This is a genomic window from Mesorhizobium sp. RIZ17, from assembly GCF_051127865.1.
In the GTDB taxonomy this organism is placed as follows: domain Bacteria; phylum Pseudomonadota; class Alphaproteobacteria; order Rhizobiales; family Rhizobiaceae; genus Mesorhizobium; species Mesorhizobium humile.
On sequence record NZ_CP147861.1, the window covers coordinates 3390655 to 3413537 of the forward strand.

19 protein-coding genes and 2 pseudogenes are annotated in these 22883 nt (G+C 60.2%); 12 read left to right on the plus strand and 9 right to left on the minus strand.

Going from position 1 to position 22883, the window contains the following annotated elements; genetic code table 11:
- Positions 1 to 543 precede the first annotated feature (543 nt).
- The 6 genes and pseudogenes from WDX12_RS16235 to WDX12_RS16260 all read right to left on the minus strand — a co-directional run.
- A pseudogene (locus WDX12_RS16235) lies at positions 544 to 1155 on the minus strand (ISKra4 family transposase); the annotation flags it as partial.
- 14 nt (positions 1156 to 1169) lie between these two features.
- Positions 1170 to 1297: pseudogene (locus tag WDX12_RS16240) on the minus strand (IS630 family transposase); the annotation flags it as partial.
- A 112-nt stretch (positions 1298 to 1409) separates the two neighbouring features.
- A complete protein-coding gene (locus WDX12_RS16245; protein ID WP_172234055.1) occupies positions 1410 to 2297 on the minus strand; it encodes a dihydrodipicolinate synthase family protein in 888 nt (295 codons plus the stop codon).
- Positions 2298 to 2315: 18 nt separating this feature from the next.
- Positions 2316 to 2954 (minus strand): LysE family translocator, encoded by a 639-nt coding sequence (locus tag WDX12_RS16250; protein WP_010914002.1) that lies wholly within the window; start codon positions 2952 to 2954, stop codon positions 2316 to 2318.
- A gap of 84 nt (positions 2955 to 3038) precedes the next feature.
- Entirely contained in the window at positions 3039 to 3728 is a 690-nt protein-coding gene (locus WDX12_RS16255; protein WP_027056311.1) for a B3/B4 domain-containing protein, read from the minus strand.
- 399 nt (positions 3729 to 4127) lie between these two features.
- Positions 4128 to 4880 (minus strand): carbonic anhydrase, encoded by a 753-nt coding sequence (locus tag WDX12_RS16260; RefSeq protein ID WP_027056310.1) that lies wholly within the window; start codon positions 4878 to 4880, stop codon positions 4128 to 4130.
- A gap of 680 nt (positions 4881 to 5560) precedes the next feature.
- Here WDX12_RS16260 and WDX12_RS16265 point away from each other — a divergent pair.
- Positions 5561 to 6205: an acyl-homoserine-lactone synthase gene (locus tag WDX12_RS16265; RefSeq protein ID WP_434725531.1), complete on the plus strand. Its 645-nt coding sequence runs from the start codon at positions 5561 to 5563 to the stop codon at positions 6203 to 6205.
- Positions 6206 to 6661: 456 nt separating this feature from the next.
- Entirely contained in the window at positions 6662 to 8485 is a 1824-nt protein-coding gene (gene glmS / locus WDX12_RS16270; RefSeq protein WP_434725532.1) for a glutamine--fructose-6-phosphate transaminase (isomerizing), read from the plus strand.
- Between the two features lie 265 nt (positions 8486 to 8750).
- On the opposite strand, the gene WDX12_RS16275 is transcribed toward glmS, so the two are convergent.
- Positions 8751 to 9143, minus strand: coding sequence for a hypothetical protein (locus WDX12_RS16275; protein ID WP_434725533.1), 393 nt, complete (start codon positions 9141 to 9143; stop codon positions 8751 to 8753).
- Positions 9144 to 9406: 263 nt separating this feature from the next.
- The gene (locus tag WDX12_RS16280) at positions 9407 to 10570 is read right to left on the minus strand and encodes a porin (RefSeq protein ID WP_434725534.1); all 1164 of its coding nucleotides are present in this window, start codon (positions 10568 to 10570) and stop codon (positions 9407 to 9409) included.
- A gap of 1352 nt (positions 10571 to 11922) precedes the next feature.
- Between WDX12_RS16280 and hemN the strand changes: the two genes are divergently transcribed.
- Positions 11923 to 13248, plus strand: a complete 1326-nt coding sequence (hemN, locus tag WDX12_RS16285; RefSeq protein WP_097572443.1) for an oxygen-independent coproporphyrinogen III oxidase — start codon at positions 11923 to 11925, stop codon at positions 13246 to 13248.
- 1 nt (position 13249) lies between these two features.
- On the opposite strand, the gene WDX12_RS16290 is transcribed toward hemN, so the two are convergent.
- Positions 13250 to 13540: a ZinT/AdcA family metal-binding protein gene (locus WDX12_RS16290; protein WP_434725535.1), complete on the minus strand. Its 291-nt coding sequence runs from the start codon at positions 13538 to 13540 to the stop codon at positions 13250 to 13252.
- Between the two features lie 302 nt (positions 13541 to 13842).
- Between WDX12_RS16290 and WDX12_RS16295 the strand changes: the two genes are divergently transcribed.
- The 9 genes from WDX12_RS16295 (at position 13843) to trbJ (ending at position 22864) form a co-directional block, all read left to right on the plus strand.
- Positions 13843 to 14241 carry a hypothetical protein gene (locus tag WDX12_RS16295; RefSeq protein ID WP_434725536.1) on the plus strand — a complete coding sequence of 133 codons (399 nt, stop codon included), beginning with the start codon at positions 13843 to 13845 and terminating at the stop codon, positions 14239 to 14241.
- Positions 14232 to 14621 carry a hypothetical protein gene (locus tag WDX12_RS16300; protein ID WP_434725537.1) on the plus strand — a complete coding sequence of 130 codons (390 nt, stop codon included), beginning with the start codon at positions 14232 to 14234 and terminating at the stop codon, positions 14619 to 14621. The genes WDX12_RS16295 and WDX12_RS16300 overlap by 10 nt, the downstream gene beginning before the upstream one ends.
- A gap of 957 nt (positions 14622 to 15578) precedes the next feature.
- Positions 15579 to 17609 carry a conjugal transfer protein TraG gene (locus WDX12_RS16305; protein WP_172352290.1) on the plus strand — a complete coding sequence of 677 codons (2031 nt, stop codon included), beginning with the start codon at positions 15579 to 15581 and terminating at the stop codon, positions 17607 to 17609.
- Between the two features lie 118 nt (positions 17610 to 17727).
- Entirely contained in the window at positions 17728 to 18141 is a 414-nt protein-coding gene (locus WDX12_RS16310) for a CopG family transcriptional regulator (protein ID WP_027033450.1), read from the plus strand.
- Positions 18138 to 19106, plus strand: a complete 969-nt coding sequence (gene trbB / locus WDX12_RS16315) for a P-type conjugative transfer ATPase TrbB (RefSeq protein ID WP_069091251.1) — start codon at positions 18138 to 18140, stop codon at positions 19104 to 19106. The genes WDX12_RS16310 and trbB overlap by 4 nt, the downstream gene beginning before the upstream one ends.
- An 11-nt stretch (positions 19107 to 19117) precedes the next feature.
- Positions 19118 to 19426 (plus strand): TrbC/VirB2 family protein, encoded by a 309-nt coding sequence (locus WDX12_RS16320; protein WP_010914020.1) that lies wholly within the window; start codon positions 19118 to 19120, stop codon positions 19424 to 19426.
- Positions 19426 to 19698 (plus strand): VirB3 family type IV secretion system protein, encoded by a 273-nt coding sequence (locus WDX12_RS16325; protein WP_006329217.1) that lies wholly within the window; start codon positions 19426 to 19428, stop codon positions 19696 to 19698. The genes WDX12_RS16320 and WDX12_RS16325 overlap by 1 nt, the downstream gene beginning before the upstream one ends.
- Complete coding sequence (gene trbE, locus WDX12_RS16330; protein ID WP_434725538.1) at positions 19692 to 22142, plus strand: conjugal transfer protein TrbE; 2451 nt, start codon at positions 19692 to 19694, stop codon at positions 22140 to 22142. The genes WDX12_RS16325 and trbE overlap by 7 nt, the downstream gene beginning before the upstream one ends.
- On the plus strand, positions 22139 to 22864 hold the full coding sequence (trbJ, locus tag WDX12_RS16335; RefSeq protein WP_434725539.1) for a P-type conjugative transfer protein TrbJ: 726 nt from the start codon (positions 22139 to 22141) through the stop codon (positions 22862 to 22864). Before trbE ends, trbJ begins: the two co-directional genes overlap by 4 nt.
- Positions 22865 to 22883 lie beyond the last annotated feature (19 nt).

Genomic DNA, 22883 nt, shown 5'->3' on the forward strand with positions numbered 1-22883 from the left:
GGGCCAACAAATTGCGCCCTATGCCTGACCAGAGTAAGCAGGACGTACGTACGATCGGCATGATCCCCGAGAGCGTTCGCACTTCATCTCTTATCCGGCGAAGGATAGCCCATTGAGCAGCTCACCATCGGTTATGAGATCGAGGCGACACACAAGGCGGGCAACCGGTCGCAGTATTCGGAACTGTCTTCCGAGAGATCATGGAGGGACAGACAAGCCGCACGCTGCGGCAGCCTGGGGATGACACCGGTCGGCCAGCCATTATGCCGCTACCCGGTTGCGATCTCTGTGCATTGTATCTCCTGCGTGCAGCCCCTGCATTAAGCCAGCGTCGACGACCAGAGCCCATGTTCCACCAAACAAGGGTTAGCTTTCAAGAAGCTGATTGAACAAATTGATTGTTTGGATCGCACGCATCCGAACAATGGATGCAGCTAAATGCAGCGGCGGTTTTCGTTAGATGCGAGCGAGCGTCTCTTGGCAAGAACCACCGCGGGGCGCGGGCGAGGTGAGCGGCTGCACGCCAAGCGCGTCGGGACGGTCATCGAGGATCTGCGTGCGGGTTTGCAGCAGAAGATGTGCGCCGATCCTGCTCCACTGCATCTGCCATTTGTTGGCGACCCGCTTGGAACGGCGTTGACGGTGGCCTTGACGAGGGCCGAAGAGATGCGATCTCCGGACCGCTAACGCTCGCCGTAATTAATCAGGCTGGCACTGTTGGAGGCGATGTAGGCCTGGTGAGCTCGCCGATGGAGGTCAGGAACTTGCGCATGTTCGGCTAGCCTGTTTCGAGACCTTCCGCGTCGAATTGCAGGTCGGCGATTTCGTGACGGGCCCGATAGACGTCAACATGCCAGAGATGCCATTTGATCCTGCGCAGAGTTTCGAGCAGGTCCTGTCCGGTCTGCTCGTCCTGGTTTTCGAGCCCTTGCACGAACTGCCGAAGGACCCTGATGCGCACGGTGATATGGAACCAGTCGGCGATTCTTCCCCACCGTCGGTAACGAAGGTGATATCCTGATTGGCTTGGACGGGCTGCTTCTTGAGATGGTCGAGAATGCGCCGTTGCGGCTCGCGATCATAGCCATAGACGAAACCGATGTAGCGCGGAGCACCCTCTTCAGGCAGCGAGCGGCCTACGATCAGCTCGAAATTCTACTTCCGGTCCTTTGGTCGCGGATGAAAGTTCGATGCGGCTGCAGAACGCGTTTGCGATGGCCGCCCATCTTCCCGGCGCTACCGGAGCACGATAACGTTGCGACCATTTCAACTCCGAAGAGACCGCAAAGCCAACGCGCGACCAACCCGATCCAATTCTGCGCCGCCCAACTTCCATCTCGAACGGTGCGCGGAACGCCCGCGCGCCGGGTGCCTAACTAGCAGTGGCACTGGGCATGCCCTGTGCTCGGCTATTCGAGCTTCTCCAATGCCTGCCTAATGTCATCTCCGGCGTCCTCCGGCAACGGCAAAATAGGGCGCGGTGGCTGGACGTGCGCCAGACCGAGGTAGTCGGCGATGACGAACATAACGCGGAAGCTGCCGTAGTGTTTGAACAAGGTCCAGAGCGGCCCGAAAGCGCGGTTCAACCGAGTGGACTCCACCGCGTCGCCGGACTGCGCTGCACGCGTCAGCGCAAGCGCCGGGACCGGCAGCAGACCTGCCGCAACGCTGTACCAGGTGTCACATCCGGCAAGCAGGGCATCCGCCGCGCCCCAATCGCCGCTGTATCCGATTGTGAACGTGTCAGGCGTCATCGACCGCAAACGTGCCAGTTCCCCCGCGTAATCGTCATTCGCCGCCAGAGGCATTTTCACCGCGACGATGTTGGACACCTCTGACAGCCGGGCGATCAATGCGTCGCTGAATGTGAAGCGCGTGGTGCTTGGATTGTTATATATGCACAAAGGCAATTCCCCCGCCTCGGCCACGGCGACGAAGTGCTGGAAGACTTCGTCCTCGTTCAGGGGAACGTAGGACATCGGTGCCAGGAGCAGGCCGTCAGCGCCAGCGGATTTGGCATCGCGCGCCAGAGCCTGAGCTTCATCGGTACGCAATGCACCCACACCCACGACAAGAGGCGTTTTGCCGCCGATGCATTCCACGGCAGCCTGAACGGCACGCTTGCGTTCTTCCCTGGTGAGGTAAGCATAACCGCCCGTGCTCCCCAGAAGGCCGATGGAGTCCGCTCCCGCGTGTTGAATACGCTCGAGAAAACGAGCCAGACCCTCGGTGTCGACATGCCCTTCCGCATCGGTTGGCGTAAGGGGGAACGCCGACAGGCCGCGAAACAAAGTCATCATCCATTCCTTTCGAAACTACATACGGGAAAGCAGCATACGCAGCCCGGCGAACGCGAAGAACATCGCCAACAGACTTTCGATCCAGCGGCGGCAGCGGCGATACAGAGCCACCATAGGCGGTGTGGAGAAGACAATGGCGTAGCCGCAGAATATCGTGACACTTAGGATGGCGCAGCCACCCAATATCGCCGCGATGCTCTGCCACGATGAATTCGGGCCGATCCCCAGCGTGACGAGCGCGATCCATGCCAGCACGGATTTTGGGTTCGCCAAATGCATCAAGAGGCCCTTCCTATAGAGCTCACCCCGTGAAAGAGCGACTTGGTCGGTCGATGCGCGCACCGCCAGCTTCTCGTTCGACGTAAGCGCCGACCGTCCCGCTCTGAAGGCGAGGAACAGCAGGTAAAGCCCCCCGAAAACCTGCAGAACGAGAAGTGCCTGGGCGTACCTGGCCAACAGGGCGGAGATGCCGGTGGAGGCCATAAAACCCCAAAAGATCGAGCCGCTGACGACGCCGGAGGCGAGCATGAGCGCTGCACCTCTGCCGCGCGCCATCGCAACCCCCATAATGCGCATGTTGCTCGGGCCGGGGCTCCCCGCGGCAATGACATATGCAGCAAAGACGATGAGCAACTGATGGAGATCGACATTCATTCTCTCAGCCCTTGATAATCTCGATCGGATCGATCGCGCCGGATGCCCCGGGCGGCCATGGATCCACTCGCTCGACCGGAAACCTCATCCGGCGATGGCAATTTCTTGGCTCGCGATTTTGCAGCCAGGCATCAAGGCATTCAGCCCTCCGACCATGGCATCCGTCGCCTCTGCCAATGCATCGTCCGGCATGGTCTCCAACGCCTCCAGTACGAACCACATCCGGCCTGTTAGGGTCTTCAGGCGGGTTCGAGTGCCCTGTCGCCAGTTCCAGCGTCGGCAGGTGACGCCAATGTCGTCGCGCCAGATGACCTCACCGGGCAAGGGAGGATCGTTGACCGCCTCTCCATTCATCATGGTGTCGAACGTCTCACTCCCGTCAGCGATCGTCAGGTGGGGTCTTCCGACATAGGCGTCAAAATTCTCTCCACCCACCGGGACTGCGTATTTCAGGCTGATGGCGTTGTAGAGATCGACGATCGGGTTGATCGTCGAAAGAGTGCCGTCTTTCAGAACCCGCTTTCTGAGGGCCTGGGCTGAGCACGGCGTACGGTTAGGCTTCGCGCCAAAGACGACGTAGGCGTCGGACCAACTCGCCAGATGAGCTTCTGCCCAAGCCGGGCCATCCGCCAACGCGCAATCGCAGGCATCACCAAGCAATCGGGGATCGAAACGTCCTTCTCCAGCTGAAGTGGCATCGACGTAGACGCTCACGGCTCTAAACCCCGATGCAATATTCTTAATTCGACCGTCGATGATGGGACCCTCAAACATCCAGGCAACTCCATCAGTTCGAGCGCAAGCAATCCATGACCGGCGCGACCCAGTCACGATCGCTTCCCTGACTGCAAGCCAATATTGCAGTTCACTGGTCCAAACTAAACTGCCACTTTTGGAGATTTTAATTGGTCCAGTATGAGGAGGGTTCTCGCAGCGCGGGAGCGACGCGTCGAATTTATCAATCCCTGATCAAGCAGATCCAGGCCGGAGTGTACGGGTGTCGGTGACGCCACCCAGTTCTCCGCAAGCAAGCGGCCCACAAGTTCCCCATGATCCGGTCATGCTGTTGTGAACCCTAGGGCATTATGGTCGATGCCAGCGCCACCAAGGTGGCGTCGTACTGTTCGACCCCCCCGATTGTTAACGCGATTTTGCTTGACGCGCGCGATGACCTTAGCTGAGGCCTAGGATGAAGCGCCGATTGGAGGGACGGATCGACCGCGCGTTAGATGCGTAAAGCGTCGTAAACCGCTTGATGTCTGCGGTGTCGACCTCGACCGGTTCCATTGCAACCATCCACTCCACGTTTTCGGTGCAGGGCGGAGTCGTTAATGATCCCTCATAGGTCCAGTAGCCGAGCGAGGCCGGCAAAAGCCCGTTGGGATCGAACTCGTCAACTGCCATCTCCTCGCCGGGCCGGGCCGGAAAGACCTTGGCGAGACCGGCAAAGCTGATATTTGTCGCGCCAGGCGTAAGAAGGGCGCTCAGCACACCCAGAGTATCGCTCTTTGTGTCTTTATGGACAAAATGCGCTTCCATCGGGAAGCTCATGCCCGCCACGTGATGCTCGCTCGGCGCGTGGAAATGCAACTGTGCCAGTTGGTAGACGCGATCCCCGCGGGTCAAGGTGCTGCCTTCCGGCATGTTGATTTGAATGGTGTGGCCGTTGTTCACCATCCTGCCGCCGCCCTTGAGCCAACTGATGTCGATGCGCGGTATATCCGCCTTTACCGTGCCGGCGATGTCGATGGGTGACTGCTGCCTGCCCGCCGAACAGGCGAAATTTCTCGTGTCCAGATCGGCCCAATGCTCCGGCCCGACCGAGCCGCCATATCCCCAATGGGCGCTGGCCGCACGCGCGGTCTGGGCGCAGATCGGGCACACGCCCAGCGCGATGAATGCTCTAATCAGGTTACGACGATGCATATTGCCTCGCTCCTTGATGCGAACCTAATGTCCTTGCTTCCAATTGGTGCAGTCAAGGCACAGCCGCAAGGGCGGGCGTAGGTTGAGCCGCGCCACCAGCGTACACGCCAGCCAGTCCTCGTCGAACTGGTAAACTGGAAGAAGCGTCGCCGCCGGCGATCGTTGGAGGCTACGCTCGCCGGTCTGTGGAAATGGCTGGCGACGTGGCTCAGATTCACCGTGCCGCCGCTGATCAGGCCAACAACCAGCACAGCCGGCGTCGCCGGTCCGGCTGTTACTCGGCGGTATGTGGCGCGTAACGTTGAAGCGGGAGTGTCAGGCAGGCAGTGCATTGCAAAGGATCCCCTCTTTGGCGAGACGAATTCCTCCATTCCAACTGATTCCCGACCTCTCGGCCACCCACTGTGTAGCCTGCCCGCCACGCTCGCCAAGACCATAAAGGCATGGATAAAACGCGCGAATACGCCTTGGAAAGCAGGTCTCAAAGGCCAAGGGGACCTTCCATCTGGAAAATGCCAAGCAAAGCTCGCGTTCGGACGATCCATGCGGTTGCCAGGCTGGCTGCTCCGGTCAGGCGAGATCCGGATCCTTCCGCGAGGATAGCTGTAAACGTCCACAGGCTGCATCGCTGTGCGCTTTGCCCTTCGATGGCGGGAACACAACCCGCACGGAGGCGACGAATGATTCAGCTAATCACACCTGGCCTCTACAGCGAATTCGCAGGCGAGCTCAAAGAGATGCACGGGCTCAGATTTCGGGTTTTCAAGGAGAGGCTCGATTGGGAAGTTCAGACCGGAGGCGAAATGGAAACAGACACCTTTGACGTCTTGAAGCCTGTCTACCTGCTGCTCAAGGGATCCGATTGGCGAATTCGTGGCTGCGTGCGCCTTTTGCCAACCACTGGGCCGACCATGTTGCGCGACACATTCCCGGCGCTGCTGGGTGAGGCTGTGGCGCCCGCGAGTCCCGACATATGGGAAAGCAGCCGTTTCGCGCTCGATTTGCCCCCATCAACGCCCAAGGCGGCAGGCGGCCTTGCCCAAGCAACCTACGAGCTCTTCGCCGGCATGATCGAATTCGGCTTGGCCAACAATCTCACCCGGATCGTGACGGTGACCGATACGCGTATGGAACGGATCCTTCGCCTCGCAACGTGGCCATTGTCGCGTATCGGAAAGCCGCAGCCCGTCGGCAAAACGGAGGCGGTGGCCGGGTTTCTCGAGATCTCTCACGCCAGCCTGTTGCGCATCCGCTGGAGGGGACGTCTGAATGGGCCGGTACTGTGGCGACCGATTCTCGGCCTGCCGCACGGCCCATGCGGATAGCTAAGACGTGGTGCGTGGCCCCAGGGATCGGAAGAGGGTTTGCTTCTCGCCGCCGAAAGGAGTCATTGCGTCCGGCCTGGAGAAGCAAACCGAGGAATGATGCATGAAGCAGCGTCCGCACAATTGAACGGCGAGATCAAAGAGTGCGCTGGGACTACCCATTCGCACTCGGCCCAAGTATTCCCCGTCTCCTCCGGCCGGCTTGCATGCTATTAACGCAGGTGAGGGCGCCGGCCATGATATGCGCAGCCCGTTGAAGGCGGAAGCGTACGCCCCGGTTCACATCACCCGCATTGGACTGAGGTTTAGTTCATCCATGGCGTGGATGCTGGCTATCCCAACAATCAATTTTACCGAACTGACTGGATTCTATTAGAAGAATCTAACTGAGCGCATGCCGGGCGGCGTCCCTCGTCTGCGTCGGCTAAGGCTGCCGGGAAGAATTCGGAGAAGAACATGTGCGGAATTGTTGGCATCGTTGGGCAACAGCCGGTGTCGGAACGCCTGGTCGACGCATTGAAGCGTCTGGAATACCGCGGCTATGACTCGGCCGGCATTGCGACGATCACCGAGGGCACCTTGCACCGCCGGCGCGCGGAGGGCAAGCTCGTCAATCTCGAGAGGAGGCTCAAGGAAGAGCCGCTGGGTGGTACCATCGGCATCGCCCACACCCGCTGGGCAACCCATGGGCCACCGACGGAACGCAATGCACACCCGCACTTCACGGATGGTGTGGCCGTCGTCCATAACGGCATCATCGAGAATTTCGCCGAACTGAAGGACGAATTGGCGGCGACGGGAGCCGAGTTCCAGACCGACACCGACACTGAGGTCCTTGCGCATCTCTTGGCAAGGCACCGCCGGGAGGGCATGAGGCGTGGTGAGGCGGTGCATGCCATGCTGAAAAGCGTCAGGGGTGCCTACGCGCTTGCCATCCTCTTTGAGGATGATCCGTCGACCATCATTGCGGCGCGCAATGGACCACCGCTGGCGATCGGTCACGGCGACGGCGAGATGTTCCTGGGCTCCGACGCGATCGCGCTTGCTCCATTCACGAATGAAATCACCTATCTCATTGACGGTGACTGGGCCGTTGTCGGCAGGACGGGCGCTGATATCTTTGATTACGACGGCCACCCCGTCGCGCGTCCGCGCCAGACCTCCGTGGCCGTGGCCACTCTGGCCAACAAGGGCAGCCATCGCCACTTCATGGAGAAGGAAATCCTCGAGCAGCCCGAGGTCATCGCCGATGCGCTCGGTCATTATATCAATTTCATCGAAAATGGTGCCGATGCGGTTTTTGGCATCGACTTCGCCAAGATCCCGAGCTTGGCGATCTCTGCCTGCGGCACCGCATATCTCGCCGGGCTGATCGGAAAATACTGGTTCGAGCGCTATGCGCGCCTGCCGGTCGAAATAGATGTTGCATCCGAATTCCGCTATCGCGAGATTCCGTTGTCGCCGCAGTCTGCGGCTCTGTTCATTTCACAGTCGGGCGAAACCGCCGATACGCTGGCATCGCTGAGGTACTGCAAGCAGCTTGGGCTGAAAATTGGCGCTGTCGTCAATGCGCGCGAATCGACCATGGCTCGGGAGGCCGATGTGGTCTTTCCGATCCTTGCCGGCCCAGAGATCGGCGTCGCCTCCACCAAGGCCTTCACCTGCCAGCTAGCCGCTCTTGCCGCACTCGCCATCCACGCAGCCAAGGCCCGCGGAACCGTGACCGAAGATGAGGTGCAGGCGCTCGTCGAGAGCCTCGCCGAAATGCCGGGCCTCATGAGGCAGGTACTGGACAGCATCCAGCCGGAGATTGAGCTTCTGTCGCGCGAACTGTCAAAGTGTCATCATGTCCTTTATCTCGGCCGTGGCACAAATTTCCCACTGGCGATGGAGGGTGCGCTGAAGCTCAAGGAGATTTCCTACATCCACGCCGAAGGCTATGCGGCGGGTGAATTGAAGCACGGTCCTATCGCATTGATAGACGAGAACATGCCAGTGATCGTCATCGCGCCACATGATCGCTTTTTCGACAAGACCCTCTCCAACATGCAGGAAGTGGCCGCCCGCGGAGGGCGCATTATCCTCATCACCGATGGAAAAGGGGCAGCCGCATCGAAATTCGATACGATGCACACGATCGTGCTGCCGGCCACCGACGAGATTATCGCGCCGATGATCTTCTCGCTGCCGATACAGCTTCTTGCGTACCACACGGCGCTCTTCATGGGCACAGATCTCGACCAGCCACGCAACCTGGCAAAATCAGTCACCGTCGAATGATGTGACGCCTTCATTAGTCGCAACGCTCGCCCATTCGGAAAAACTCCAAGCACTTCAACCGGGGCTCAAGCGCGCCGCTACCGCCTTGCCGTTATTTGCTGGAGCATGCCGTTTAGCGACGATTGGTTATCCCTTTGGCCTCCCCTCACGCTGCTTGGCTGTGCCTACGGGCAAACCCGGTCGAGAAAAGCATCGAATACGCAGCAATAGCGCTAACCACAAAGCGATCCTCCTGCCGCATGCGGATAAAACCCTTCGCTGTCCACTATTTCGTCCTCGCTCGATGATTGCGGCTCGCCGCGGTCTTCGTCGGTGAGACGGTTGCCCTTTGACTTTGCCAGGCGTCCAGCTGCGATGTGCGGGCTGTAGGAATCCCGTGTAACCTCGTTCTGGATCTAACGCTCACCGATAGGCCCGGCCAGTCGCAAGAGGACCGGGCGATGATCGACACTTCCTGGAACCGCTCGATGGTTCGGTCGAGCGCGAGGATCGTGAAATCGTGGTCGCACGGCACGAGATTGGGCGAGATAAAGACATGGTCGATCAGCGACTTGAAGGGCGCCTTGACGCAGGTGATTTGCTTGTCCGAAGCATCCTGCGCGGCGAGCGCGGTCAGGCCGGCGGCGGTCAGCGCGGTCTCCGGAAGCCAAGGTTGCATTGAGTCGCCGCCGATTCAGTCGTTATCGAAGCTGGGATACTGGGCGAGTTCGGCGATTGCTTCGGCGATCACGCGCCCGCCAGCAAACCTGCCGCAACGCTTTACCAGCTGTCACATCCCGGCAAGCGGGGCATCGGCCGCGCCCTAATCGCAGCTGTATCCGATTGCGAACGTGTCAGGGCTTATCTGCCGCAGGCGTGGCAGGTCCCCCGCATAATCGTCATTCGCCGCCGGAGGCCACCGAGATGAAGCTCTTCCTCCCGTTAGAATGAACGTTCGAAACGGAGGATGCCGCCGACACTGCTCTTTTTGTTGGCATTAGCCCAGCTAATGGAAGGGTCGACCTTGCCGACGGCGAAGTCGCCGTAGCGGTCATAGTCGAGTTCGGCTGTAATTGTGAAATCTGCAAGAAACGCATAGGCAACGTTTGCAGCGACTCCATAGTTCCTGAGCTGATCACCCGAGAGCTGAAGATTCAACGAAGTTGTCTCATTGAGCTTGTAAGTGGCGCCGGCCCAGAAAGCCCAGTTACCGCCCCAACTTTTGTAGAACCCGCGACCATGAGCGTCGATTGCGTTAGTGACGTCATCGTTGAGCTTGCCGCTGGAGCCGTAGCCGAACATTCCGAATAGCGAGAGTTGGTCGGTAACATCGACGTCGATGCGGACCTTGCCGGCGACCGATTCGTAGTTGCTATCATAAGCGACAACGCCGGTGATCGCGCCCCAGTGTTGTGTGTATTTCACTCCGCCGACTAGGTGCGGAACGTAGCTGTCGATGGTGCCGACCAGGCCCGAGCCTTCTTCGAGTGAAACCACAGCCGAAAAGCCGTTACCGGCGTCAAAGTAGTACTGAACCACATTAGTATCGAAGGCGCCGTACGGGATAAGCATCTGATTGAGCACGTCGCCCGCGTAGCCAATAAACATGTCGAAGGCGGACCAGTCCTTGCCAACTCGGAGGCCACCAAGCTGAACCCAGGCGAAAGTCAACGTGATGCCTTGGCTGAAGGCATAGTATCGAGGACTGTCAGAACCGGAATAGGCGGTGTGCTTGCCGTAGTTCATGCGGGTCTCGATGTAGGTCTGCAATGTACCGAGTTCGGTCTCTTGCCCGGTCCAAGTTTTGAATGTGAAACGCGTGTGGTTTTGCCATATGCCCCGGGCCGCGCCAGTCTTCACATCCGTGGTTCTGGCTTTGTCATACGATACGACATCGCCGAGGCCGATGTCGTAACGGATATAGCCGCCGATGCGCAGGCAGGTCTCGGTGCCGGGGATGTAGTAGTAACCAGCGCCGTAAACGTCGCAGATCTTGACGTATTCAACGGGCTCAGGCTCGGCCAGGACGATGGCGTCGGCGGCTCGGGCACAGGAAACGGCGATCAGGGCCGCAGCTGAGCCGAGCAGGAGGCTCCTGATGTTCATTCTTGATCTCCGTTCAAATATTGAAGAACGGGACGTCAACGAACGAGCCAGCCCTTCCTGTCCCCACAATCGAAAACGATGCACATCGCTGCGCCTATCGCAGTGTGACACACGGATCATAATAATTATTCAACAACAGGGGCTCTGAAGCTGAATCATACTTTAACACGATAAGTTGTTGTTCTCATATCACCTGCTTGAAATGCCCGGGGGGGAATCAAACACTTCCGAGTCGATCGCCATGATTATCTCCGATAGCTGCGGGCGTACCGTCACAACGGCTTCGAAAATCACCCCGCAAATGACGTGCCAACCTCACGACCAAGCTACGATTGACACTCAAGTTTGCCGTCGGACCTTGGTTTGCGTTTTCCTTTTTTGCTCTGAGGGTCAAGCTGAGCACGAAAAGCAAATGTTTCGGACATGGTTCGTCTGTTCGCTTCGCGACAGTATCGTTCAATGGCGATAGCTTTTGTTTGTTTTGAGCCTCGACATTGTTGACATCATGCGAGTGCACCGCTCGGTACGTCAGCCGAGATGCCCCACTGATGCCGACATGCCTAGGCGTAAGCGTCCTCGTTAGGGCGAAGGGCCACACGTCGGCGGTGGCGAGGTGCACCAGCTTTCCAGCTAATCCGGACAAAGTGGTTCCGAAAGGCGGGAAGGTCGAGACGAGCCGTTGTAAGCCCCTCTCTGAATCGGAAGCCGTGCACGGGCCATTTTTGTTTTTACGGAAGCACATGCGAATTCGCTCGATTGTCAGTTGCGAGCGATGCTTGAGTTGCGCTTCACTCCGGCGCTTTGCCGGGCCACAGGAGCGCGATTTGTCGGTGATCATGCGCCTGGCGTAGCGCTACTTTCTAAATTGGTTCATCAAGCTTGCAGCCTTGGCAGGGGCGGACCTGGACGATCTCCTCGAGCACAATTCCCGCTCTGACAGACGGTGCGCCACAGGCAAAGCCTCGTGCCGGCAATTAATACGACGAACTCATCGAGCCAGGTATCGCTACGTGACGCCGTCTTACGCACCAGCCGGCGAGCAAAAGTCTGGTCCCAACGCCGAATCGACTGGTCGGATGCGGCATGCTGCGTTCCATCGGACGCTGAAGGGAGGGGATAGGATAGGATAGGATAGGATAGTAACACCAAACGGTGTGCGGGAAAGTCTCGACGGGAAACCCATGGCGCTTGTCCCTGACCAGCGCGTGCTCATACCATCGCTGTCCAGCCAAGGCTGAATGGGGCTATCGCTGCGAAATAATCGGGCCCAAAGCGGACCGGACTGATATAGCGCAAAGACACAGGAGAGCGCAGTGGTAAGGATGGAAGGCAACAACATGGGACGGTAACTGTTGCAGACCACAAAACATCGCGAAGCCCGCCTGCCTTGGTACACCATCTATCCGACTGTCGCGGAGTTCTCTGGGGCGGTCGGCGCCGACGCTTATGAGGAATGGCTCAGGAACCTACCGGCTAACGATCCGGCGTCACTCTACTTGCACGTTCCGTTCTGCCGATCAAAGTGCTGGTATTGCGGCTTCCCCACCACCATCACCCGCCATGATGCGCCGATCGTTAAGTATCTGGCGGCGCTGCGTGACGAGATACGTTTGGTCTCGGAGCACGCGCCACAGGCGCTGCCCGTGAGCGATGTGCATTTCGGCGGCGGAACGCCAACTCTCATGGGGCCAGTTGAGTTCCTCGCCCTGACGGAATTCCTGCGCCGCCACTTTGCGCTTGCGGAAACAGCTACGATCGCCGTCGAGATCGATCCACGCACGTTCACGGCCGATATGGCCGAAGCCTTGCAAGCAGCCGGCGTGAACCGCGCGAGCCTCGGCGTGCAGAGCTTCGATCCCATTGTTCAAAAAGCGATCAACCGGGTCCAGAGTGAGGCGCAGACGGCGGCTGCCGTCGAAATGCTGCGTCGGCATGGAGTGACAAGCATCAACTTCGACCTCATCTTTGGTCTCCCGCATCAAACGGTGCAGTCTTGCGTCGAGACCACGAGGGCGGCGGTCGCCATGCGCCCCAACCGGCTTGCGGTGTTCGGCTACTCGCACATTCCGTCCTTTATTAAGAATCAGCGCCTCATCGAGGAGGCATCGCTTCCGGGCAGCGCTGCCCGCGCCGAACAGGATGCGGCCATTGCCGTGACGCTGATTGCCGCCGGCTACCGAGAGATCGGGCTCGACCATTTCGCCTTGCCGGACGACGATCTCGCGCTGGCACAGAAAACCGGTCGCCTGCGGCGCAACTCGCTGGGCTACTCGGCCGACACCTGCAAAACCCTGATCGGTTTCGGCGCGTCGGCTATCGGGCGTGTCGGCGAGGGCTACGTCCAGAACGAGGTTACACGGGATTCCTACTGCCGGCACATCGCAGCTGGCCGTCTGGCGACGTCAAAGGGCTACCGTCTCACCGACGAAGACCGCGCGCGAGCCGCAATCATCGAGCGACTAATGTGCGATCTCGAGGCCGATGTGCCGGCAATCTGTGCCGCCCACGGATCTGATCCGATCCATTTTCTCGATTCAGCTGAACGCTTGGCGATGCTTGCCAAGGACGGGATTGTGGACATCGAAAAGGGTTTTGTCCGCGTACGGCGGCAGCATCGCTTTGCGATGCGCGTTGTCGCTGCCGCATTCGACGCTTTTCTCGACCGGGTTGCCCGCTGAGTCAGCCAACCAAGTGTGAGGAGGCCAAGGCGACGCCGAAGCGAAATTTGACGCCCATGCGGTTTCCTTTCTTCGAGGTCAGGATTTCACAGCCGTCGCCGGCGTAGCAGGCCTCAAGCGGCTTCCCGCCCTCGAAGAAAGCCACGGTGCCGCCATCGATCGTGATCCGCTCGAATTGGTGCGATAGCCGATCTCGTAGTAGGCGCGTACTCATCTGCGCTCTGGTCGCCGCTCTCCGCCTTATAAGCGATGACTGGATCGAGCGTTCCATCGTCAGGAAGGGATAGACCAACTGCCAATCCCGGACCCAAATTCGACAGGGCGCGCTGCTTGATCTGGTCGTCCTCAAATGTAGATCGGCTGGACCGCGGGATCGTGGCTATATGCGTGATCTTTCTCAGCTGCTTGATCGTGGATCTTGCCGCTCCGGCCGACGGCCACGATGTGGAAGGGCTTGCCCTCCACGGCGATCTCGCCGTTCCTGGTGAGCGATCCCGCCGACACGATATAGGGCTTGAGGGTCGGTCACGACGATGTTGTCCCCTGTCGCGGCGATGCACGGCCGTGCCCGTCCATCGAATAGAGGTCGTGAGCTTGAGCGAGTTGGCGATCTTGCCAGCCACGAAGCTTGGCGTTCTGGTGACGCTCAACAAGGCGACCGCAGCAATGGAACGTGCTGCCAGAGAAGCCGAATCCGTTGAGGCGGGCGGCAAGCTGCGGCCGCGCGTGCAAATCTGTAGGGTCAGGGAACTATTGAAGGGCAGAAAGCCCACGCTTCCACCTGTCTATGACATTATCTCTGCCGCTGCCGCCCCGCAGGTGGCCGCCGCGGTTGCCAACGCGACAGGAAATACGGGACCCGCCGTCCTTCAAATATTCCATCGCCGGCAGCGGACAGAAAGCCACGAACGATCAGTCGCCGACACCTGTGAACAAGACTTGTGCGACATTGCAATCATCCATTTATTGGCTCAACTGCCCACATGGCCGTGAATGAACTGGATTTGTTGGTTTTCCAGATGGCAGTGGAAAGCGTCCGCTCACTCTGCTTGAGCTTCAATGACAAAGCGGCGGAGATAGCCGCGAGGAGCCGCGGAAACCTGCTTTTCGATGTGCGGATCGATGATGACGCCGAGGTCCAACGGCTCGCAGCCATCCGATATCGAGGCGGGCAGATTGGTGTGCTGGCGTTGGACAGACAAGGCCTTATTAGCCGCTACTGCGTCGTCGACGATACCTTCTCCCGCTTCATTGCACCGTTGGAGAATTGGACCAGCATGCCGGTGTCAATGCAGGCCAAAATCGATGTCACTCACCATGCCGGCCTCTTCCTAGGCGCGTTGCGAAATGCCCGTCATATGCTTGGCAACTAGGGCTGGCGGAACGCATCTGTGGATCTTTGCATCCGCCTGGGCGTTTGAGCCGGCGGCTCATCGAGGTTCTGCAGCGCGCGGATGTGCCACGGCCGGGGTGATAGCCGCCTCTGCCCAACAGATCGCCATTAGCCGCTACTGCGTCGTCGACGATACCTTCTCCCGCTTCATTGCACCGTTGGAGAATTGGACCAGCAAGCCGGTGTCAATGCAGGCCAAAATCGATGTCACTCACCATGCCGGCCTCTTCCTAGGCGCGTTGCGAAATGCCCGTCATATGCTTGGCAACTAGGGCTGGCGGAACGCATCTGTGGATCTTTGCATCCGCCTGGGCGTTTGAGCCGGCGGCTCATCGAGGTTCTGCAGCGCGCGGATGAGCCACGGCCGGGGTGATAGCCGCCTCTGCCCAACAGATCGCCGGCGAGGGCTTGTCGGACAATGAATGTCGTCAATTCACCGTCCGAGAAATGGTGTCTGGCTCACAAGAAGCACAGCGAATTGAGACTGAAACGCAGTCCAGCTGGGAAACCCAGCGCGAAGGCCGGAAGGTAACTTATCTGCGATAGAGGCAACGGGAAGGCGCCTTCCACTTATAAGGCAGCGCCCAATATGTCGGTACTCGCCTGAGGAATTCCCATGGCGGGCAGGGCTACCTCGCGATCCGATCTCGATAGGCTTGTTGTACCTCAGACCGGACTCGATGTTCGGAATTTCCTCAGCGGCTTGCCCGCACGCCACCGCCAGCTCGCCGACCACGTGCTCACGATAGGCACGACCGATATGAGTCCCCTCCGACTTAGCAGTCCTCGGGAATGCGCGAATATTGATACATCTCGAAGGTGAGCAACGGCGCGCCAAACAGCCTCTCATCGTACCAAGTCGTACATAGGGCGCATTCCTGTTCCGGCCGTCCCGGGCGATGCTCGATCCATCTCTCCAGAACAGCGGAGCAAGCCAGTGACGCCCACGAAGCTTCTGATTGGGCAGATCGCCATTGTGTTCGCCATCGTTCTCCTCGGCGTGTGGGCTGCCACGCAATGGTGCGCTCATATGCTAGCCTTTCAGGAACAACTCGGCGCGCCATGGTTTGTCGCGGCTGGCTGGCCGATCTACGAGCCGTGGAAACTGTTGGAATGGTGGTTCCAATTCGATGCCTATGCGCCCGAGGTATTCGACAAGGCGGGCATGCTTGCGGGCACCAGTGGATTCATGGGCTGTGCCGCTGCGATCGCTGGTTCCCTCTGGCGCGCGCGCCAGCGCGGCTTGGTCACCACCTATGGCTCCTCTCGATGGGCGGCGACGCGGGAGATCGAGAAAGCAGGGCTGTTTCAGCCGGCAGGCGTCTTCCTCGGCAAACTGAAGGACCGGTATCTGCGTCATGACGGGCCTGAGCACGTCATGGCCTTTGCGCCGACACGTTCCGGCAAGGGCGTCGGACTGGTTGTCCCAACCCTTCTCTCCTGGTCCGGCTCGGCCGTCATTCACGACATCAAAGGCGAGAACTGGCAGCTGAGCTCCGGCTGGCGGTCGAGGTTCTCGCATTGCCTTTTGTTCAATCCGACTGATCCGCGATCGGCCCGCTACAACCCGCTGCTGGAGGTACGCAAAGGTTCGGACGAGATTCGCGATGTCCAAAACATCGCCGACATTCTAGTCGATCCGGAAGGCGCGCTGGAGCGGCGGAATCATTGGGAGAAGACCAGTCATTCACTCCTGGTCGGCGCTATCTTGCACGTCCTCTACGCCGAAGAGGAAAAGACTCTTGCCCGCGTCGCCACCTTTCTGTCGGACCCGCAACGCTCGTTTGCCGCGACTTTGCGGCGAATGATGACGACCAACCATCTCGGCTCGGCCAATAAGCCTCAGGTCCATCCCGTCGTGGCCTCGGCGGCACGAGAGGTGTTGAACAAATCGGAGAACGAACGTTCAGGCGTCCTCTCGACCGCCATGTCTTTTCTCGGCCTCTACCGTGATCCGACCGTGGCGGCGGTAACATCGGACTGCGACTGGCGCATTGCCGATCTGATGGATGCGGAGTGGCCGATGTCGCTCTATCTGGTCGTGCCGCCATCGGACATCTCGCGCACCAAGCCCTTGGTGCGACTGATCCTGAACCAGATCGGCAGGCGGCTGACGGAGCGCCTCGAGGGTGACCCAAAGAAGAGCCGCAAGCATCAACTGCTGATGATGCTGGATGAGTTTCCGGCGCTCGGTCGCCTCGACTTCTTTGAGACCGCGCTCGCGTTTATGGCCGGTTACGGAATTCGTGCCTACTTGATCGCGCAATCGTTGAACCAGATCTCAAAAGCGTATGGCGACAACAACGCTATTCTGGACAACTGCCATTTGCGAATTGCCTTTTCCTCCAATGATGAGCGCACGGCCAAGCGAATCTCGGACGCGCTTGGCACGGCCACGGAACTCAGATCCATGCGCAACTATGCGGGCCACCGGCTGGCACCTTGGCTCTCGCATGTCATGGTGAGCCGCCAGGAAACCGCCCGCCCGCTGCTGACACCGGGCGAGGTGATGCAATTGCCGCCCGCGGACGAACTGGTGCTGGTTTCGGGATTGCCCCCCATCCGGGCCAAAAAGCTGCGATACTATGAGGATCACAATTTCACCGAGCGGGTGCTGCCTTCGCCGGTGTTGCGCGACGGACCCTACGCGGACTGCCCGATGTCGCGGCCGGACGATTGGACTGGGCAAGTACGCGGCGTCGACCGTCGTCTTGCGTCCGACGATGAAAGCGCTGGCGCCGCGCTTGCGGACGAGGGAGGTGTTCAGCAGCAGCGCCATCCTGGCCTACCCGAAGAACATACCGCCGTGACCCAGGAACCGGACCAGGACGATCTGTCCAGACCCGCAGACGATGATAGCGAGGCGATGGCGGACAAGCGCGTCATGGACCGGATCTCCACCGTCGCAGGTGCCTATGGCATCAACGAGGGAAGGGGCGATGATAAGGATATCGTCCCCGGCTTCTGAACGCTTTCCGCAGCTCGAGCGTATCTCAGCGTAGATAACGGCCGTAAGCAATTTTGGGCATCTCGATAATGCTTGTTCCGCCGCCGGCCCGCCAGCGCCGGCCAGTTGGAACAAGCGCATGAAGCCCCACCGCATTCGTCACCAGTTTCTGCTCGAACCGGAATTGAGCGAGAAGCTGGACAACCTCAGCCGCGATCCCTCGACCACAAAATCCGCGGTCGTCGCGAAGGCCGTAGAAGCTTTCATCGAGCGGCGTGGCGAGAATGAACTCGATCGGCGCTATGGCATGAGGCTGGACCGTCTTTCCCGCGACCTCAGTCACGTCAGGCGCGATGTCGACATGACATTGGAAAGCTTGGCGCTCTTCATCCGCTTTTCGATCACGCTTCATGCCCACACGCCTGTTCCGGACAAGGCGACACAGGCGATTGCTCAGGAGCGTTTCGACAAATTCGTCGAGCAGGTCGGTCGCCAGATCGCATCGGGGAAACGCTCGCTTGGCAAAGACAATGGCGGAGGAGGGGAAGGATGAGCGCTCATCCAGAGGCCGACCACCGACGCCGCGCCATGCTGCGCACCGCCATGGGTCCGACGATCACTGAGGCGCTGGCCGATCCATTGGTCATCGAGGTGATGGTCAATCCCGATGGCGCGCTGCGGCTCGACCGGCTGGGAGAAGGCCGAATCGATACGGCCGTGCATATGCATCCTTCCGAGGCGGAACGCATCATCCGCCTGGTCGCTTCCCACGTGCGTGCCGAGGCGCATGCGGACAATCCGATTGTCAGCGCCGAATTGCCGTCGGGCGAACGCTTCGAGGGACTGCTGCCGCCTGTCGTGCTGGCGCCTTGCTTTGCCATCCGCAAACCAGCCGCAAAGCTCTACACGCTGGCCAACTATGTTGCCGATCGCATCATGTTGCCGCTGCAGGCCGATGCGTTGATAAAGGCAGTCCGAGAACGGCGCAACATCCTTGTCGCCGGAGGCACGTCGTCGGGTAAGACGACGCTTGCCAATGCGCTGCTGGCCGAAGTCGCCGAATGCGACGAGCGAGTGATCCTCATCGAGGACACCCGCGAACTGCAATGCGCAGCAAAGGACTGCGTTGCCCTGAGAACCAGGCGGGGCTCGGTCACACTCGCCGATCTCGTGCGCTCGACGCTCCGGCTCCGCCCCGACCGCATCATCGTCGGTGAAGTCAGGGGCGCGGAAGCGCTGGACATGCTCAAGGCATGGAACACCGGGCACCCCGGCGGCATCGCCACGGTTCATGCCAATTCGGCGCGCTCTGCCCTCTATCGCATCGAGCAGCTTGCACAGGAAGCTGTCGTCACCGTGCCGCGCCGCCTCATCGCCGATGCCATCGATCTCATCGTCTTCATCGCGGGGCGCGGCTCGTCGCGCCGCATCGATGCAATCGCTGAGGTCACAGGTCTCGACGGCAGCGGCGACTACGCCGTCACCCCACTCACGCCTCCGCAACTCCAGCAACTCTGAAAGGCCCCCTTATGCGCAAGAAGCTCCGCTTTCTTTCGTTTGCCGCGCTCGCGTTTCTTCTCACAGTTCCGGCGCACGCTGCCGGCTCCGGCATGCCTTGGGAACAGCCGCTGCAGCAGATCCTGGAATCGGTGCAGGGACCGGTCGCCAAAATCGTCGCGGTGATCATCATCATCACCACCGGCCTGACCCTTGCCTTCGGCGATACTGCAGGCGGTTTCCGCCGGCTGATTCAGATCGTCTTCGGCCTGTCGATCGCCTTCGCCGCATCGAGCTTCTTCCTCTCGTTCTTCTCCTTCGGCGGCGGGGCGCTCGTCTGATGGCCGCCGGAGTGCAACATATCGAGGGCTTCGAGGTTCCCGTTCACCGGGCATTGACTGAACCGATCCTGCTGGGCGGCGCGCCGCGGGCGGTGGCGATCCTCAACGGCACGGTGGCTGCGGCCATCGGACTAGGCTTGCAGCAATGGATTGCCGGGCTAGTGCTCTGGCTTGGCGGCCACACGCTCGCGGTCTTTGCCGCAAGGCGCGATCCCGACTTTGCCAGCGTGCTTGTCCGTCACCTTCGCCTGAGGGGATGGCTCGCATGCTGAACCTTTCGGAATATCGCGGCAAGGCCGACCGGCTTGCCGACCATCTGCCCTGGGCAGCACTGGTGGCGCCCGGCATCGTGCTCAACAAGGACGGCAGCGTTCAGCGGACTCTTCGGTTTCGCGGGCCCGATCTGGAAAGCTCGACCGAAGCCGAACTCATCGGCATCTGCGCCCGGGCCAACAATGCGCTTAGACGCCTTGGCTCCGGCTGGACATTGTTTTTCGAGGCCGAGCGCATCGAAGCGCTGGGCTATCCGTCCTCGCGTTTCCCGGACGCGGCGTCATGGCTGGTTGATGAAGAACGGCGTGCTGCCTTCGAAGGCAAGGTCGCGCATTTCGAGAGCCGCTATCACCTCACCTTGCTGTCCATGCCGCCACCGGACGCCCAGGCGCGGGCGGAAAGCGCGCTCGTCGACTCGCATCATTCAGAAGGCGAAAGAGACTGGCGCCAGGAGATGGCGCGGTTCCGTGACGAGACCGACCGTGTGCTGGATCTTCTGTCGGGCTTCATGCCCGAAGTGCGTCCGCTCGATGACGCCGAGACGCTGACATACCTGCACGACACGATCTCGACCCGCCGCCATCCGGTCGCCGTGCCGGAAACGCCGATGTATCTGGACGGCATCCTGGTCGATGTGCCGCTTACCGGCGGCTTGGAGCCGATGCTGGGTGAGCAACATCTTCGCACACTTACCATCCTCGGCTTTCCGAACCTCACCCGTCCCGGAATCCTCGATGCCCTCAATCATCAGGATTTCGCCTATCGCTGGATGACGCGCTTCATTCCGCTCGGCAAGACCGAGGCCACCAAGACGCTGACCCGCTTGCGCCGGCAGTGGTTTGCCAAGCGCAAATCGATCGTCGCAATCCTGCGCGAGGTTGTAAGCAACGAACCCGTTCCGCTCGTCGACAGCGACGCCGACAATAAGGCGCTCGACGCCGATGAAGCACTTCAGGCGTTGGGCGGCGATCATGTCGGCTTCGGGTATCTCACTGCAACGGTGACGGTATGGGACGAGGATCGCCAAGCCGCCGCTGAGAAACTTCGCGCGGTCGAGCGCATCATCAATGGGCTCGGGTTCACCACCATCCGCGAAAGCGTCAATGCGGTCGAAGCCTGGCTCGGCTCGCTGCCGGGTCATGTCTATGCCAACGTTCGTCAGCCGCTCGTTCACACGCTGAACCTTGCCCATCTCATGCCGCTTTCCTCGGTGTGGGCCGGTCCTGCGGCGAACGAGCATCTGGCTGAAGTCACTGGACGAGAGGCCCCGCCGCTCCTCATCGCCGAAACCAGCGGGTCGACTCCGTTCCGGCTTTCTTCCCACGTCGAAGATGTCGGCCACATGCTGATCGTTGGACCGACCGGCGCCGGAAAATCGGTGCTGCTTGCCCTGATCGCCCTGCAGTTTCGTCGCTATGCCGGCGCGCAGGTCTATGTCTTCGACAAAGGCAATTCGGCGCGCGCGGCAACGCTCGCCATGGGTGGAGAACATCATGTCTTGGGTTCGGACGGTGCGCTTGCCTTCCAGCCACTGCGCAATATCGGTGATCAGGGTAGGCGCAGCTGGGCAGCTGAATGGATCGCCGGCCTGATTGCCCATGAGAACGTCACCCTCACGCCGGAGGTGAAGGAGGCGATCTGGTCGGCGCTCAACAGCCTCGCCACCGCGCCGGCGCAGGAGCGCACGCTGACCGGTCTGTCGGTCCTGCTTCAGTCCAATGCACTGAAGTCCGCCTTAATGCCCTACACGCTCGACGGTCCCTTCGGCCGATTGCTCGATGCCGACGACGATCGGCTGGCCTTGTCGGATGTGCAGTGCTTCGAGACCGAGGAGCTGATGCATAGCCAAAGCGCTGTGCTGCCTGTGCTCACCTATCTCTTCCATCGCCTTGAGGAGCGGTTCGACGGGCGACCGACGCTGCTCATGCTCGATGAGGCCTGGGTCTATCTCGACAATCCGCTTTTTGCTGCCCGCATCCGCGAATGGCTGAAGGTGCTGCGAAAGAAGAACGTATCGGTGATCTTCGCCACGCAGTCGCTTGCCGACATCGCCGGCTCTGCAATAGCGCCGGCGATCATCGAGAGCTGCCCACAGCGCATTTTTCTCCCCAATGATCGTGCCGTGGAACCGCAGGCACGGACTGCCTATGAGCGCTTCGGTCTCAACGACCGGCAGATTGAACTGATCGCCCGGGCCACGCCGAAGCGGCACTACTATTTGCAGTCGCGCTGCGGCAACCGTCTCTTCGAGCTCGGGCTCGGCCCCATCGCGCTTGCACTTTGCGGCGCCTCGGGTCCAGCCGCGCAAAGCCTGATCGACAGGGTCCTGTCCGAGCACGGGCAGGACAGCTTTGTCTTTCGCTTCCTCGGCGCCCGCGGCCTGGATTGGGCGGCCGAGCTTCTCCAGCAATTCCCTCAACCAACCAAGGAGCAATCGTCATGATGCGGCGCCGCTTTCTCTCGGGCCTGATCACCCTTTCGTTGATCGCCAAGCCGATGGCCGACTACGTGCAGCCGGCCTACGCGCTCATCGTGTTCGATCCGTCGAACTACGCACAGAACGTGCTCACGGCGGCGCGCTCTCTGGAGCAGATCAACAACCAGATCCAGTCGCTCCAGAACCAGGCGACCGTGCTGCAGAACATGGCACGCAATCTTCAGGGTCTGGATTTTTCTTCCGTGGGTCAGCTTACCGGCTCGCTCCAACGGATCGACGGTCTGATGGACCAGGCAAGTGGCCTGAGCTTTGATCTCAACAAGCTTCAGGACCAGTGGCGTAATCAATATCCGGAAAGCTACGACGCCACGATCAAGGTCAGCGATGTGGCGAGCGCCGCACGTGACCGCTGGCAAAGCGCAATGCAGGCATTCCGTCAGACCATGGGTGTTCAGTCGCAGATCGTCGAGAATGTTCGCGGTGATGGCGACCTGCTTGCCGATCTCGTCAACCGCAGCCAAGGCGCGGCCGGTGCGCTTCAGGCAAGTCAGGCCACTAACCAGCTCCTTGCGCTTTCGACCAAGCAGCAGATGCAGATCCAGACGCTGCTCGCAACGCAGTTCCGCGCTGAGGCCGAGGATGCGGCGCGCAAGGCGCAGTCCGAGGAGGCCGCGCGCGAGACGACAAAGCGCTTCCTCGGCACAGGCACGGCCTATCCCGGCAACTGATCACCAATCTCTTGACGAC